Origin of the sequence: Streptomyces sp. NPDC046925, from assembly GCF_040644915.1 — a bacterium.
Classification (GTDB): Bacteria; Actinomycetota; Actinomycetes; order Streptomycetales; family Streptomycetaceae; genus Streptomyces.
In genome coordinates, this window is record NZ_JBEYWZ010000016.1 from 1 (window position 1) to 15,051 (window position 15,051).

At 71.0% G+C, this 15,051-nt stretch carries 13 protein-coding genes and 1 pseudogene; 10 read left to right on the top strand and 4 right to left on the bottom strand.

Translation table 11 applies throughout. The annotated features are described in order from the left end of the window. Window positions 1-101, top strand: a pseudogene (locus ABZ906_RS39845) (alpha-ketoglutarate-dependent dioxygenase AlkB); the annotation flags it as partial. On the opposite strand, the gene ABZ906_RS39850 reads toward ABZ906_RS39845, so the two are convergent. After that, complete coding sequence (locus ABZ906_RS39850) at window positions 98-1,495, bottom strand: gluconate:H+ symporter (protein ID WP_361200962.1); 1,398 nt, start codon at window positions 1,493-1,495, stop codon at window positions 98-100. The pseudogene ABZ906_RS39845 and the gene ABZ906_RS39850 overlap by 4 nt on opposite strands. Before the next feature lie 62 nt (window positions 1,496-1,557). Continuing rightward, window positions 1,558-2,076: a gluconokinase gene (locus ABZ906_RS39855; RefSeq protein ID WP_361200964.1), complete on the bottom strand. Its 519-nt coding sequence runs from the start codon at window positions 2,074-2,076 to the stop codon at window positions 1,558-1,560. A 172-nt stretch (window positions 2,077-2,248) separates the two neighbouring features. On the opposite strand from ABZ906_RS39855, the gene ABZ906_RS39860 reads away from it, so the two are divergent. Both ABZ906_RS39860 and ABZ906_RS39865 read left to right on the top strand, forming a co-directional pair. Further along, on the top strand, window positions 2,249-2,950 hold the full coding sequence (locus tag ABZ906_RS39860) for an FCD domain-containing protein (protein ID WP_361200966.1): 702 nt from the start codon (window positions 2,249-2,251) through the stop codon (window positions 2,948-2,950). A 19-nt stretch (window positions 2,951-2,969) separates the two neighbouring features. Continuing rightward, window positions 2,970-3,377: a YchJ family protein gene (locus ABZ906_RS39865; RefSeq protein WP_361391181.1), complete on the top strand. Its 408-nt coding sequence runs from the start codon at window positions 2,970-2,972 to the stop codon at window positions 3,375-3,377. Window positions 3,378-3,392: 15 nt separating this feature from the next. Here ABZ906_RS39865 and ABZ906_RS39870 read toward each other — a convergent pair whose 3' ends face one another. Further along, window positions 3,393-4,670: a lipase family protein gene (locus tag ABZ906_RS39870; protein ID WP_361391184.1), complete on the bottom strand. Its 1,278-nt coding sequence runs from the start codon at window positions 4,668-4,670 to the stop codon at window positions 3,393-3,395. Between the two features lie 363 nt (window positions 4,671-5,033). Here ABZ906_RS39870 and ABZ906_RS39875 point away from each other — a divergent pair, with 363 nt between their 5' ends. The 7 genes from ABZ906_RS39875 to ABZ906_RS39905 all read left to right on the top strand — a co-directional run bounded on the left by ABZ906_RS39875 (window position 5,034) and on the right by ABZ906_RS39905 (window position 13,874). Beyond that, complete coding sequence (locus ABZ906_RS39875; protein ID WP_361391187.1) at window positions 5,034-7,910, top strand: peroxidase family protein; 2,877 nt, start codon at window positions 5,034-5,036, stop codon at window positions 7,908-7,910. Continuing rightward, window positions 7,897-9,324 carry a hypothetical protein gene (locus ABZ906_RS39880; protein WP_361391190.1) on the top strand — a complete coding sequence of 476 codons (1,428 nt, stop codon included), beginning with the start codon at window positions 7,897-7,899 and terminating at the stop codon, window positions 9,322-9,324. Before ABZ906_RS39875 ends, ABZ906_RS39880 begins: the two co-directional genes overlap by 14 nt. Window positions 9,325-9,656: 332 nt before the next feature. After that, window positions 9,657-11,216: an ATP-binding protein gene (locus ABZ906_RS39885; RefSeq protein WP_361391193.1), complete on the top strand. Its 1,560-nt coding sequence runs from the start codon at window positions 9,657-9,659 to the stop codon at window positions 11,214-11,216. A gap of 4 nt (window positions 11,217-11,220) precedes the next feature. After that, complete coding sequence (locus ABZ906_RS39890) at window positions 11,221-11,631, top strand: roadblock/LC7 domain-containing protein (protein WP_361200978.1); 411 nt, start codon at window positions 11,221-11,223, stop codon at window positions 11,629-11,631. Continuing rightward, window positions 11,628-12,014: a DUF742 domain-containing protein gene (locus ABZ906_RS39895; protein WP_361200980.1), complete on the top strand. Its 387-nt coding sequence runs from the start codon at window positions 11,628-11,630 to the stop codon at window positions 12,012-12,014. Before ABZ906_RS39890 ends, ABZ906_RS39895 begins: the two co-directional genes overlap by 4 nt. After that, complete coding sequence (locus ABZ906_RS39900) at window positions 11,995-12,618, top strand: ATP/GTP-binding protein (RefSeq protein ID WP_361200982.1); 624 nt, start codon at window positions 11,995-11,997, stop codon at window positions 12,616-12,618. Before ABZ906_RS39895 ends, ABZ906_RS39900 begins: the two co-directional genes overlap by 20 nt. Beyond that, on the top strand, window positions 12,615-13,874 hold the full coding sequence (locus ABZ906_RS39905; protein WP_361391196.1) for a cytochrome P450: 1,260 nt from the start codon (window positions 12,615-12,617) through the stop codon (window positions 13,872-13,874). Before ABZ906_RS39900 ends, ABZ906_RS39905 begins: the two co-directional genes overlap by 4 nt. Window positions 13,875-13,919: 45 nt before the next feature. On the opposite strand, the gene ABZ906_RS39910 is transcribed toward ABZ906_RS39905, so the two are convergent. Then, window positions 13,920-14,945, bottom strand: coding sequence for a 7-epi-alpha-eudesmol synthase (locus ABZ906_RS39910; RefSeq protein ID WP_361200986.1), 1,026 nt, complete (start codon window positions 14,943-14,945; stop codon window positions 13,920-13,922). Between the last annotated feature and the right edge of the window lie 106 nt (window positions 14,946-15,051).

Consider the following 15,051-nt stretch of genomic DNA (forward strand, 5'->3'; position numbering starts at 1 on the left):
CGATCCGCCGCCCGCTCGGTCACGGCGACCTGATCGTGATGGGCGGCTCCTGCCAGCGCACCTGGGAACACGCGATCCCCAAGTCCACCCGCGCCGCCTAAATGACAAGCGAAAGCAACAGCACCAGACCGCCCGCGACGACGGAGATGATCGTCTCCATCACGGACCAGGTCTTGATGGTCTGCCCCACGCTCATCCCGAAGTACTCCTTCACCAGCCAGAATCCCGCGTCGTTCACGTGCGAGAAGAAGAGCGATCCCGCTCCGATGGCCAGCACGAGCAGCGCCGTGTGCGTGGTGGACATGTCCGCGGCCAGCGGTGCCACCAGGCCCGCGGCCGAGATGGTGGCCACCGTCGCCGACCCCGTGGCGAGCCGGATCACCACGGCGATCAGCCAGGCGAGCAGCAGCGCCGGAATCGACCAGTCCTTGGAGATGTCGAGGACCATCTCGCCGACACCCGAGGCGATGAGGGTCTGCTTGAAGCCACCACCCGCACCGACGATCATCAGCACACCGGCGATCGGCGCGAGCGACTTCTCGACGGTGGTGGAGAGCCGGTCCTTCGTGAACCCGGCCGCACGGCCCAGGGTGAACATGCCCACGATGACCGCCGCGAGCAGCGCGATGAGCGGCGACCCGATGACGTCGAAGACCCGCTGCACGGTGTGCTCGGGGTTGTCCACGACGATGTCGACCAGGGCCTTGGCCAGCATCATCACGACGGGCAGCAGTACCGTCGCGACCGTCACGCCGAATCCGGGACGCTTCTCCAGGTCCTCCGAGGGACGCTGCGGCATCATCTTCTCGGGAGCGGGGATGTCCACCCACTTCGCCGCGTACTTCGAGAAGACGGGCCCGGCGATGATCACCGTAGGAATGGCGACGAGCACGCCGAGGGCCAGGGTGATGCCCAGGTTCGCGTCCACCGCGTCGATCGCGACCAGCGGACCGGGGTGCGGCGGGATCAGACCGTGCATCACGGAGAGACCCGCGAGGGCCGGGATGCCGATCCGCATCAGGGAGTAGTTGCCGCGCTTGGCGACCATCAGGACGACCGGGATCAGCAGCACGATGCCGACCTCGAAGAAGAGCGGAAGCCCGATCACCGAGGCGATCAGGACCATCGCCCACGGCATCGAACGCCCGCCCGCCTTGGCGAGGATCGTGTCGACGATCTGGTCCGCGCCGCCGGAGTCGGCGAGCAGCTTGCCCAGGATCGCGCCGAGAGCGATCAGCACACCCACGCCCGCGACGGTCGCGCCGAGACCCTCGGTGAAGCTGGCGATCGCCTTGTCGAGCGGGGCGCCCGCGAAGGCGCCGAGGGCGAGCGACCCGATGGTCAGGGCCAGGAACGCGTGCAGCTTGAACTTCGTGATGAGCAGGACGATGACGGCGATGCCCGCGAGGACGGCGATACCCAGCTGGGCATGGCCAGCGGAGGTGATCGGCTCGGCGGCGTCCGCTGCCAGCATCTCAACGCTGAGACTGGTCACGGTGTCTTCCTTGTACGTCAGGGGAGGGGGTGCGGGGTACTGGGGGTTACTGGTCGAGCTCGTTACTGGTCGAGCTCGCCGAGATCACCGAGCGCCTCGAAGGCACGCTCGCTGATCTCCTCCGGACCGCCGGTGACGTCGACCGCGACGCCCGCCTCGTCCGCGCCGAGCGGCTGGAGCGTGGCGAACTGCGAGTCGAGCAGGGCCGTCGGCATGAAGTGGCCCTCGCGGTGGGACATCCGGTCCTCGATGAGGGCCCGGTCGCCGGTGAGGTGGACGAAGACGATGCCGGGAGCCTCGGCCCGCAACCGGTCGCGATAGCTGCGCTTGAGCGCCGAGCTGCTGACCACACCGCCGAGCCCGGCCCTGCCGTGGGCCCAGGCGCCGATGGCGTCGAGCCACGGCCAGCGGTCTTCGTCGGTCAGCGGGGTCCCGGCCGACATCTTGGCGATGTTCGCCGGGGGGTGGAAGTCGTCGCCCTCGGCGTAGGGAACGCCGAGCCGATCCGCGAGCAGGGGACCGATCGTTGTCTTGCCGGTTCCTGCCACGCCCATCACTACGACGACGTGGGGGGTGCTCATCGCTGTCCTGCCTCGCTGTCTTCTTCGACATCGGTCCGGAAACGAGCCACGGGACGGGGGAGACCCGTGGCTCGTTCACGTCACTGAAACCCATTAGGTCTGACAAATTCAAGAGTCTGTGACACAAAAGTCTGACTTTTTGTTCCCGACGGCCGCCGCATACCCTGACGTCATGACCGCACAGGCCCGTGGGCTGCACGCTCGTGTACTGGAAAGCCTCGGGCCCGCCATCACCGGCGGTGAGTACCCGCCGGGCAGCGTGTTGCGCACCGACGAACTGGCCCAGCGGTTCGAGGTCTCACGCTCGGTCGTACGGGAAGCGGTGCGCGTCCTGGAGTCGATGCACCTCGTCGAGTCCCGGCGCCGGGTCGGTGTGACCGTACTGCCCACGGCGGAGTGGAACGTGTACGACCCGCAGGTCATCCGGTGGCGCCTGGCCGGCGCCGACCGGCCGCGCCAGCTGCGCTCCCTCACGGTCCTGCGCTCGGCGATCGAACCCGCGGCCGCGGGGCTCGCCGCCCAGCACGCCACCCCCGAGCAGTGCGCGGCCCTCACCGAGTGCGCGCTCGGCATGGTCGCCACCTCGCGGGGCCAGCAGCTCGAGGGCTACCTCTTCCACGACATCAACTTCCACCGCATCGTCCTGAACGCGTCGGGCAACGAGATGTTCGCCCGCCTCGGAGACGTCGTCGCGGAGGTCCTCGCGGGCCGCACTCACCATCAGGTCATGTTCGAGGACCCGGACCCGGCGGCCGTCACCCTGCACGTCCGCCTCGCGGAAGCGGTGCGCGAGGGGGATGCGGCCGGCGCGGAGGCCATCACGCGGGAGATCGCCGTGGGGGCGCTGCACGAGCTGGACATCCTTGCCCCGTAACCGGGGGACAATGGCCCGCATGTCCCGACGCACCCCCCGCCCCCAGACCACCTCGTGCCCCTGCGGCCACCCCCAGCCGTACGAGAAGTGCTGTGGGCGGCTGCACCGGGGTGAGGCCGTGGCCGCCGTGCCCGAGGAGCTGATGCGCTCCCGCTACTGCGCCTTCGCCGTCCAGGACGAGGCGTACCTCCTGCGCACCTGGCACCCGCGCACCCGGCCGCCGCGCGTGGAGTTCGACCCGGGGCTCCGCTGGGTCGGCCTGGAGATCCTGGACACCGCCGACGGCACCGCGTTCCACACCACCGGCACGGTCGAGTTCCGGGCCCGCTACACCGACGGGGGCCGCAAGGAGTCCCTGCACGAGCGCAGCCGCTTCGAGCGGCTCGACGGGGCCTGGGTGTACGTCGACGGCGCCTTCATCGACTAGCCCGCCCGGCGGGCGTCAGCGGATGTCCCCGTACTCGCTCATGACCCCCGGCGGAGCCAGCGCGTTCACGTAGTGCCCCGGCCCGTGGTCCTCGAAGGAGTACGCGAACGGCACGCCCCGGGTCAGCGCGAGCCGGGCGGCGAAGAACGCGAGCGGCGCCACCACCGCGAGCCCCGCCAGGCTGTCCATCTGCGGATAGCGCGGCGCCGGATCGCGCACCTCCACCCAGCCCGGCTTACGTCCCGGCCCCCGCACCAGATCGGCCAGGGCCCGCCCCACCCCCTTCGCCCGGCGCCCGGCCGTGGCCCGCAGCCGCCCGCCGAGCAGATCGCCCGGCAGTGAAAGCGCCTCGATCAGCGCGTCGGCCGCGAGCGTGAGCGCCCCGTCGACGATGCCCCGGTCCCGCCGGTAGTGGAACTCGCGGCCGAAGGGCGCGTAAGGACCCACCGGGCGCGGCGGCAGCGACGGCACGACGTCACGGTCGTAGATGTAGCGGATGAGCCGGTCGCGCAGCACGTGCACGCCCCGCGCGTCGCAGGCCCGCTGGCAGGCGGCGGCGAACTCCGGACCGCCGAGCATGGGCTGGCCGAAGGTGTAGACGGCCTTCAGGCGTTCCGCGACGGCCGCATAGCGCGGCTCGTGGGTCAGCACGACGCCCATCAGCGCCGCCATCGCACCGCCGAGGCTGTGCCCCGTGATGTAGAGCGCCTCCATCCCCTCGCCCACGGTGCCCTGCTCGTCGGGGTTGACCGACTCGCCGCGCAGCGCACGCTCCAGGGCCTGCATGACGAGGTACCGCGACGCCCGCATGTTCCGGTAGAAGCCCGCGTGCACGTCGTACCGCTCGCCCCCGAGGTCGACACGGAGCGTCTCGGGCCGTACGTCGGCGTCGGTGAGGATGCTGATGATGTCCTCGGGCTGCGTGCCGCGGTAGCAGAGGATCACCACCCGCCGGTCCTTGTCCTGGAGGAGATACGCCGCCGACGCGATGTAGAGCGCGCTCACCCGCTGCTCGAAGACCCGGCAGCGGTTCTCCTCGAGGCCGAGCCGCGCCATGATCATGGCGAGCGTCTGCGGGTCGGCGTTCTCGGGAGTACCGGCGTACGCGTACGCCGCGCAGGTCGCCAGGGCGTGCGGGACGACACCCTCCGGATCGGGCTGGGTCTTGTTCGCGAGCAGCCGCTCCACCAGGTCCGGATAGACGGGGAAGCCCACCGCGGGGCCGGTTGTGGTGACGTCCTTGTAGGGGCGCAGATCGGTGAAGGACGGTGCCTTGGCGTGCAGGTCCCGCATGGCTTCCCCCGGAACGGGCGGTGGCGGCGACGGAGTTGCGAGCACACCACCGGCCCGGCCCGCAGTCAACTCACGCGCGCCGGGTCCCGGCCCACCCGTCACGGACCGGCCACCGGCGCGCTCGGCCCCCCGGGGTTGCTGTGAGAGGAGACCCCGGGAGGGACACCGGAACGATCAGCCGACCGGCGCCGCTCGAACGCCCGGGTACGCCCGACGGGCCCAAATACCCCGCCTTGCCTGCCTGTTCGACGTACGGACCGCCCCCCGCACATAGGCGAGAACCCACGCTGCGGCCACCCCTCACCGCCACTAGCGTCCTAGGGCCTATCCGTCCCGTACGCCTGCGCGCGAAGGAAGAGCCTGATGGCCGACACCGGAGAGTACGAGCAGACCTACGAGCGCTACGCGGGCGGCAGCCCCGAGGCGGAGCACCGCCTCTTCGAGCGCCTGGCCCGCGAGATCATGAAGGTCCAGGAGCGGAACCGGCGCGCGGGAGGCGCCGGTTCCCTCGCGCGCACCCAGCACGCGAAACCCGCGCTCGGCGTGGAGAACGCCCGCCTCACCTTCAACGACGACCTGCCCGAGGCCCTGCGCTGCGGCTTCGCCCAGCCCGGCGCCGAATATCCGGCGACCGTCCGGCTCTCCAACGCGAGCGGCACCCGGCAGCCCGACGCCGCGGCCGACCTGCGCGGCGTCGCCGTGCGCGTGGCGGTGTCGGACGAGGAGAGCCACGACCTGCTCGCCACCAACTTCCCGGTGTCGCACGCCCGTGACGCCCGTGAGTTCGTCGCCTTCGCCAAGGCCATGGCGGGCGCCACGAGCCCGGTGCAGAAGGCGTTCGGCCTGTTCGTGAAGCTCCCGCTGGCCGTCGGCCTCTCCACCGCGACCCGGATGCGGCGCAACATCCAGTCCGCGACCCGGCACACGGTCAACAGCCTCGCCAGGGAGACGTACTGGAGCCGCGGCGCCATCCTCTGGGGCCAGGCAGGCCCGGTGCGCTACCTCCTGCGCCCCGTCGTGGGCAGTGCGCCCGAGCCGAAGCCCGAGCGTCGCGACCCCGGCTTCCTCCACCGCGAACTCGCGCACCGGCTCGTCACCGCGGACGTCGCCTTCGACCTGTGCGTCCAGCGGTACGTCGACGAGAAGCGCACGCCCGTCGAGGACGGCTCCGTGGAGTGGAAGGACAACATCACGCCCGCCGTGCCCGTCGCGCGCCTCACCGTGCCGCGCCAGGACCTGGCGACCGTCGAGGCCATGGCGGCGGCCGGGCGGGTCGAGGAGCTCGCCTTCAACCCCTGGTACACGACCGGGGAGTTCCGCCCCCTCGGCAATCTCAACCGCGCCCGCAAGGCCGCGTACGAAGCGAGCGCCGCCCACCGCAAGGGCCTGCGCTTCACCACCGCGGAGCCGCTGCGCAACACCGTCCTCGGCATCCCGGTCGGCCGGTTCTTCGGCGCCCTCAACCGCTATGTGCCGTGGTACAGGCTGCCGTTGGAGGCGAGCCTGCTGAACCTGGTCTTCCTGCGCAAGGTGCTCAGGCGCCTCAACCTCATCGACACCGATCTGCCCGAGGCACCGCCGAAGGCCGTGCCCGTACCGGCGCCGGTCGACGAGCGGCTGCGCACCTCCCGGTCGTACGACGGGTCGTACAACGACCTCTCCGCGCCTTCCATGGGCGCCGTGGGCGCGGCCTTCGGACGCAACCTCAAGCCGGACTACCGGCCCGACCTCTTCGACACCCCGAACCCGGTCACCGTCAGCCGCACGCTCCTGCAGCGCGAGACCTTCGTGCCCGCGACCTCGCTGAACATCCTGGCCGCGGCCTGGATCCAGTTCCAGGTCCACGACTGGGTCAACCACCGCCGCTATCCCGTCGGCGGCAAGGCCGTCGAGGTTCCGCTGCCGCCCGGCAGCACCTGGTACAACACCCCCGGCGGGCCCGCCGAGAACGTGATGCGCTTCGCCGAGAACAAGGGCATCGAGGTCCCCGGCAACCAGCCGCCGATCCTCTTCGCCAACTCCGCGTCGCACTGGTGGGACGGCTCGGAGGTGTACGGCGCGGACGAGGGCACCGCGAGGTTCCTGCGCGAGGCCGGCGGCAGCGCCGACCTGCGCCTGGAGGACGGGCACCTGCCCGTCGGCCAGAACGGCATCCCGCTCACCGGCTTCAGCGAGAGCTGGTGGCTCGGCCTCAGCGCGATGCACACCCTCTTCGCCCGCGAGCACAACGCGGTCTGCGCGGCGCTGCGGCACGAGTACCCCGCGATGAGCGAGGACAGCATCTACCACACGGCACGTCTGGTCGTCTCCGCCCTCATCGCCAAGATCCACACGGTGGAGTGGACCCCGGCGATCCTCGCCACCAAGGCCATCGACCTCGGTCTGCACACCAACTGGGAGGGCCCGCCGGACAATTGGCTGAACAAGCTCGGCCTGTGGCTCCTGGAGTCCCACGCGCTGACCGGCATCTCCAAGACGCTGCCGGACCACCACGCGGTGCCGTACTCCCTCACCGAGGACTTCGTCACCGTCTACCGGATGCACCCGCTGATCCCCGACGACTACGTGATGCGCGAGCACCACTTCGGGCAGCCCCTGGAGACCCTCGGCTTCCTCGACATCCAGGGCGGCGCCGCCGAGGCCGCCATCCGCAAGACGGGCCTGGCCGACACCCTCTACTCGTTCGGCATCGCCCACCCCGGCGCGATCACCCTGAACAACTTCCCGCGCGCGCTCCAGCGCTTCGAGCGCGACGGCGAGATCATCGACCTGTCGGTGGTCGACCTCGTGCGCACCCGCAGGCGGGGCGTGCCGCGTTACAACGACTTCCGCGCGGGCCTGCACAAGCCGCGCATCAGCCGCTTCGAGGACCTGAGCCAGGACCCCGAGACCGTCGCGCGCCTGAGGGACGTCTACGACTCGGTCGACGAGATCGACACCGTGGTCGGCCTGTTCGCCGAGAACCCGCCGACCGGCTTCGGCTTCAGCGACACGGCCTTCCGCGTCTTCATCCTGATGGCCACGCGGCGCCTGCAGAGCGACCGCTTCCTGACCGTCGACTACCGCCCCGAGATCTACACCCCGCTCGGCATCGACTGGGTGGAGAGGGGCGGCATGAAGTCCGTGATCCAGCGGCACGCCCCGGACCTCGCGGGTCTGCTGCCGCGCGGCGCGAGCGCCTTCGCACCGTGGAGGCAGGTGCAGCCGATGCGGAACGGAGGCACGGATGCCGCGGACTGACGGCGGCGGCCCCGGCGGCCCCGGCGGCCCCGGCGGGCCCGACGACCGGGCGGACGGGCACCACCCCGGCCTCGCCGACCTCTTCGTACGACCGCTCCTGGAGACGGTCTGGCGCCGCCGCACCCACCGGGTGAGCCGCGGCGCCGGCGTCCCCGCCGGATCGATGAGTTACGTGTCCAAGGAGGAGCCGCTGCCGCTCTCGGAGCTGGAGGAGGCGGTCCTGATCGCCCTCACCGGCTGCACGGGGCTCACGATGCCGGACCGCCCCTTCGACGACCCGCGCAACGGCAAACCGATCATGGCGAAGCCGAACCTGACCATGGCCGGACGCACGGCGGGCAGCCCCGACAACGCCCAGGGCACGCACTTCTTCCTGATCAACGACACCGGCACGTACTACCTGAGGAAACTGCCCCCTGCGCCGGAGGAGCCCTTCGACGGCCCGACCCTGACCGCCCGCGCACGGGAGGCCAAGGTCAAGGTCCTGGACCACCGTCTCGACGTGGCGCAGGGGCTGCGGGACTTCCCCGCCTACCTGGACTCGAACCGCTTCCTGTCCAACCTGCCGGGCACGACGGTCCTCTTCCCGGTGGTGGACCTGTCCCACCAGTACATCAACGCCCTGATGTACCTGCTCACGCAGCCGGACGGGGCGCGGCCCACGCTGGTGGACGACCGGAACTTCTACCGTCCGGCGGGCGTGCGCAAGTGGGTCAAGAACGGCTTCCTGAACGGGAAACTGAAGCTGCCGCTGGGTTCGCTCGGCCCGCTGCGCACCCAGATCGAGGCGGACCTGCTGCTCCAGAACCTGATGCTGGTGGCCGAGGCGATGGGCCTGGGCGCCTGGATCCATGCGTCCGTCAACCCGCAGATCGCCCTGGGCGACCCGAAGTTCTCCCGCGTCTACGGCAGGATGCTCGGCTTCACCTTCGTCACCCCGCGCTGGCGCCCGGCCGACATCTGGCGCTGGCACATCCCGCTGCCCAAGTACGCGAATGTGCGCTCGCACCCGGTGGGCCTGCGGGGACCGGACGGCGAACCGCTGATCTCGGCGACCTGTCCGCCCGCGTTCGCGTCGATGTCGGACGCGGTGGACGCGGTGATCCGCGAGAAGTTCGGCCCCGGCGGCGTCTACGGAGACAAGGACGTCTTCAGCCGCATCTACCGCGAGGACTACGGCAGGCGCTACCTGGCCGAGGCGAGCGAGTACGAGGAGCGGGTGGTCGAGTGCGCCCGCGACATCTGCGCGTACATCCTGCGGACGCACCGCCGCTTCCCCGCGCACACGGACGCGATCCACGTCCCCGGAGTCTGGCTCCAGGCGCACCACGTGGAGAACGAGTACTACGACAGGTTCTTCGTCCGCGGTCTGACGCCGGCGCATCGCCGGCACGAGGATCTGTGGGACGGGTAGGGGGGACAGCCAGGGGCACGGGTGGCGGCGCAGGGAAAGGAACCACTGGTTCCGGCCACCTTCCGTGCTCCTGGCTGAAGATCATCCACCGCCCGCCTCCCGTGACCTGCCGGGTTGATCAACAACCCTCCGCACCAGATAAGCTCCGCTGCAGCGCCGCGAGTTGACGCGATCTCAGTCTGTCGCGCACCACGGCGCTGTCGCGCTGTCGTACGGGGGATCACGCAGGTGATCGAGGGGGGTGCCGCCGTCTGAGGCGGTACCGAGATGCGATGGGTGCGGCCCCTTGGTTGGGTTGTCCACTCTTCGATCGCGTTGGTTTGAGGATGCAGATGGAACTTGCCACTCCGCCGTCGGCGGCAGCCCGGGCACCCGCGGCCTGGCACAGCTGGTGGCTGTTGCCGGTCGGTCTCGGCGGCGGCAGCGTCGCCACCCTGGCCGCCGGCTCCGACCCGGCCCGAATACCCACAGCGGTCGCGGGCCTCGCGGCCACGGCGGCCGCCACCGCGTGTGTCCGCTTCCTGCTGCGCGCACGGCAGGAACTGCGCCGCACGGCCGCTGAGGCGCACACCGCACAGCTGAACCACTCCCAGCAGTGGCAGCAGCATGTCGCCGCCCTCGAGCGGCGGTTCGAGGACGAGCGCACCGCCTTCGAGGCCCACCAGATCGACGAGGCCAAGGCCTGGCAGTGGCGCCTCGACCGGCAGCAGGCCCTGGTGGCCCGCCTGGCGGACGAGTTCCTGCCGCAGGCCTTCGAGGGCCTGCGCGGCGGCGAGGCGATCGAGGACCTCCTGCCGCTCGCCCTCGAGGAGGAGACCGAGATCACACCGGAGTTCAGGCTCGAAGTGCGCAGGGCCCTGCGCACCGCCCTGATCGCCGTCGAGGAGGAGTTCAACCGCAGCACGTCGGCCGAGCACGCCGTGATCAGCATCGGCAGCCGCATCCACGTGCTCACCGGAAAGATCCGCGGGCGGCTGCACGAGATGCAGGGCGAGCACGGCAGGACCCCGGCCGTCGCCAGGGGCCTGATGGAGCTCGACCAGGCGATCGGCCCCGCCGACTGTCTGGCCGCGAGCATCGGCGTGCTCGGCGGCACGGACCGTCCGGGACGCCAGTGGCAGGAGCCGCAGCGCCTGCTCAGCGTCGTGCGCGGCGGCATCGGCCGCATCAAGGACTTCGACCGCATCCAGGTGCGCCAGCTGCCCGAACTCGGCGTCGACGGCGGTCTGGTGGACCACCTCACGCTGGTCTTCGCCCACCTCCTGGATAACGCGGCACGCTACTCGCCGCCCACCGAGCCGGTCGTCGTGTCCGGCAAGGAGGTGCCCAACGGCGTCGGCATCGAGATCCAGGACGCCGGCAAGGGCCTGACCGAAGAGAAGAAGCAGCAGGCCTTGCAGTCGCTCGAAGGTGTCGCCGCGGGCCCCGGCCTCGGCGGACTCTCGGAGGACGCACACCTGGGCCTGCGCGTGGTCGGCACCCTCGCCCGCAAGTACGGCATCAGGGTCACCTTCGCCGACTCGCCCTGGCTCGGCACCTCGGTGGTCGTCGTCGTACCGCACAAATACTTCAGCCAGCTGCCCGCCGCCCCCGTGACGGCACCGGACCGAGCGGCACGGACGGAGACCCCCGCGGTGGAAGCGGCCCCTCGCACGGAGCCGCCCGCAGCCCCGGCGGCCCCGGCACCTGCCGACGACGTCACGCCCGGCGGCCTGCCCCGGCGCAGGAGCAAGCGCACCGAGTCCCCGACAGGGGCCGACACCGAGCCGGCGGCCACCACGGGCACGCACGCGGCGCCCGTCGTGCCGCCGGACGCGTCCTTCACCGGCATGGCGGCCTTCGCCACCGCCGGACGAGAGACCGACGAGCCCCGCACCGAAGAGAGCGACTAGCCACATGACGCAACACGAAACCGACGTGAGCTGGGCGCTCCGTGACCTGACCGAGAGCATCAAGGAGATCCGCTTCGCCCTCGTCGCGTCGAGCGACGGCAAGGCCATCACCTCGTACGGAGCCGACGACCCGGACGACGTGGACCGCTTCGCCGCGGTGGTCGCGGGCCTCCAGGCGCTCGCCCAGCCCGTGGCGGCCCAATTCCCCAAGTACGGCGGCCAGTTGCGCCTGGCGATGATCGAGGTCGACGGCGGGCACCTGTTCGTGGTGCGGGCCGGAGTGGAGACGTACCTCGGGGTCCTCGCCAGGGAAGGGCTCGACCAGGGGCTGCTCGGACACCAGATGAGAGATCTGTCCCGCAGGATGGGTGAGCTCCTTGGCACCACTGCGCGGCAGGAGGAGCAGCCTGGATGAGCGGCCCCCACCGGTCCGGCCCCCCACGGCCCACGGACCCGTCCGGTCTCGAGCGCTACTACGTGCTCACCGGCGGTCGCAGTGGTCCCGGCGGGCCGGCCGCCGGCCTCGACGTGGCGACCCTCATCGTCTCCCGCTCGGCCCCCGCTCCCGGCATGCAGCACGAGCACGAGGAAATCGTGCGCCGGTGCCGCGATCCGCTGTCGGTCGCCGAGCTCGGCGCCCATCTCGGACTGCCGTTCAACATCATCGCGGTGCTCCTCGCCGACCTGCTGGAAGCAGGCCAGGTGGACGCCCGCGATCCCATCCCGGCTTCCACACCCGGCCATGGGGCGGACCTCGCGCTCCTTGAGGAGGTACTCAGTGGACTACAAAGGCTTTGACCGTCCGGACCAGCCGACCTCAGCGGGCTCCCTGCCCGCCGAGAGCCGCTCGGTCAAGGTGATGATCGCCGGGGGCTTCGGCACCGGCAAGACCACCATGGTCCGCTCCGTGAGCGACATCAAGCCGCTCACCACCGAGGAGACCCTCACCCAGGCGAGCATCGACGTCGACCACCTCATCGGGGTCGCCGACAAGAACGAGACCACCGTCAGCCTCGACTTCGGGCGGATCGGCCTCAACGAACAGCTCGTGCTCTACCTGTTCGGCACACCGGGCCAGGAGCGCTTCTGGTTCCTGTGGAACGGCCTGTTCAAGGGCGCCCTGGGAGCCGTGGTCCTGGTGGACACGCGGCGTCTGGCGTCCAGCTTCCGGGCGATCGAGGAGATGGAACGCCAGGGCGTGCCCTTCGTCATCGCCCTCAACGTCTTCCCGGACTCGCAGAACCACCCCGTCGAGGAGATACGGGACGCCCTGGACATCCCCGAGCACACCCCGGTCGTCGCCTGCGACGCCAGGGACCGGGAGTCGAGCCGCGACGTGCTCATCGCCCTGATCCGTCATCTGAAGGAACGCTCCACCGCCGCCCTGGAGGCCGCCCGATGACCACTCCCGCGCCGCAGGCCTCCGGAGGCTGCCCGGTCGGGCACGGCGGACCGGACGGGGCCGCACGGCTGTACGGGCAGGACGTGGCCAGGGAGCAGCGGGGCATCTACGACCGGCTGCGCAAGCAGCACGGCACGGTGGCCCCCGTACTCCTCGAAGGCGACGTACCGGCCTGGCTGATCCTCGGCTACCGCGAGAACCGGCGGGTCCTGGAGAACCCGCGTCAGTTCGCCCGCGACTCGCGGATCTGGCGGGACTGGAAGGAGGGCCGCGTCGAGGACGCCTCGCCCCTGATCCCGATGCTCGGCTGGCGCCCCGACTGCGTCTCCCAGGACGGGGAGCCGCACCGGCGGCTGCGCGGCGCGGTCACGGACAACCTCCAGGCCCTGGCGGACCGCGGCGTCAAACGGCACGTCACGCACTTCGCCAACAAGCAGATCGACGCCTTCGCCGAAGAGGGCAGCGCGGACCTCGTCGGGCAGTACGCCGAGTACCTTCCGATGCTGGTCCTGACCCGCCTCTTCGGCCTGCCCGAGCGGGAGGGGCGCCGGCTCGCCGAGTCCTGCGCACAGGTCCTCAAGGGCGGCGCGGACGCCGTGGCGCACAACGACCGCATCATGCAGATCCTCCAGGCGCTCGCCGAGCGCAAGCACACCGAGCCGGGCGCCGACTTCACGACCGGGCTCCTGGGGCACGGGGCCGGTCTCGACGACGACGAGGTCCTGAACCATCTGCGCCTGGTCCTGATCACGGCCCACACCACCACCAGCAACCTGCTGGCCCGGGTCCTGCAGTCCGTGCTCACGCACCCCTCGCACATGGCGGGCCTGGTGAGCGGCCAGCTCAACATGTCCGCCGTGGTGGGCGAGGTCATGTGGAACACCCCGCCGCTCGCCGTCCTGCCGGGACGGTTCGCCACGGCCGACCTGGAGCTCGGCGGGCGGCAGATCAAGGAGGGCGACCTGATCGTCCCCGGTCTCGCCGCGGGCAACCTCGACCCGGAGATCAGGCCGGACGCCTCCACCGACCTGCACGGCAACCAGGCGCACCTCGCCTTCAGCGGCGGCGCGCACGAATGCCCGGGGCAGGGGATCGGCCAGGGCATCATCGAGACGTCCGTCAGCGTCCTGCTGCACCGGCTCTCCGGGCTGCGCCTCGCGGTCGCGCCCGAGGAGCTGACGTCCACCGCGTCCACGTGGGAAGCGCGCCTGGACCGGCTTCCGGTGGAGTTCACGCCGCAGAGCGCGGCGGCCTGACCCGCGGGCCGGAGCGCATCGCGCGCTCCGGCCCGCAGGACCGCCTCAGACGGACAGCAGATCGTCGAGCGAGCCGCGCCCCTGCTCCTCGGCCGCGGCCGCCGGGCTGTCCTTCACCGCCGCGTACCGGCCGGTGACCAGCGCCCACTCGTAGTTCCCGTTGATCCAGTGCCGCGCGGCCTCCACACCCATCCGCACCAGATCGCGCTCCTGCTCCGAGAGGCCGAGCTCGTCGCACATGGCGGGCACCCGGCCCTCGAACTCCAGATAGTCCCGCAGCCGCTCCGTGGTCATCCTGATCGCCTCGGCGGCGGCCTCCTCCCAGGAGCAGCCGCGTTCGTGGCGCAGCACGGTGATGAGGTTGTGCCCGTCCCCGCGGCGCTTCTCGCGCTCGAAGGAGTGGATGTCGTTCATGAAGCCGATGGTGTCCGCCGCGGCGTCCCGCAGCCCGATCATCACCGGATGCGCCTGAACCTGCGCGGGCACCTCGAAGCGGCGGCTGCGCTCACCGGCGTCGATGCTGTGATGGATGCCGACGGTACGGCGCCGGAACTCGGTGTACGCGTCGAGGCCCAGGGCGGTGCCCCGCGCGGCCAGGTCGACCTCCTCGGAGTGCGCGACCAGGAACCGTCCCCAGGACGCGGCGAACCGTGAGCGCCAGGCGAGCGACATGCCGTCGGCCAGCTGCGCCCACACCTGCGCCCAGGCCACGGTGATGGGGCAGATGACGCGGGGCTCGCTCCCGGCGGGACGCAGCGGCGTCGCGATGAGCTCGCGGGCGACCTCCGCGATGCGGTCGGCGCGGTCGGGCCGCCCGGTGTCGAACTGGTCGTCGAAGAGGAAGGCCAGGGAGAACCAGTTCATCAGGACGACCATGTCGTCGGCCGACGCGTGCGGATACGTGCGTATGGCGGCCTGCGGCAGATCCCAACTCTCGTATTCGTCGAACCCGGCCTGACTTCGTACCAGACCCATGTCCTTCACCCAGCGCAGATGCTGCTCGCGGGCGTAGTCGAGATGCTCGCTGACGGGGGTGGTGAAGGGGAGGTCGAACCGGACGTCCTGCGGCATGCGCGTTCTCCTAGAAAGACGCACGGGGTCCCCCCTGCACCCAGCGTGCGAGCGTATGTTCGGTTGATCGATCAACTGCGCTAGCAGGCTGCCCGGGGCCTAAACG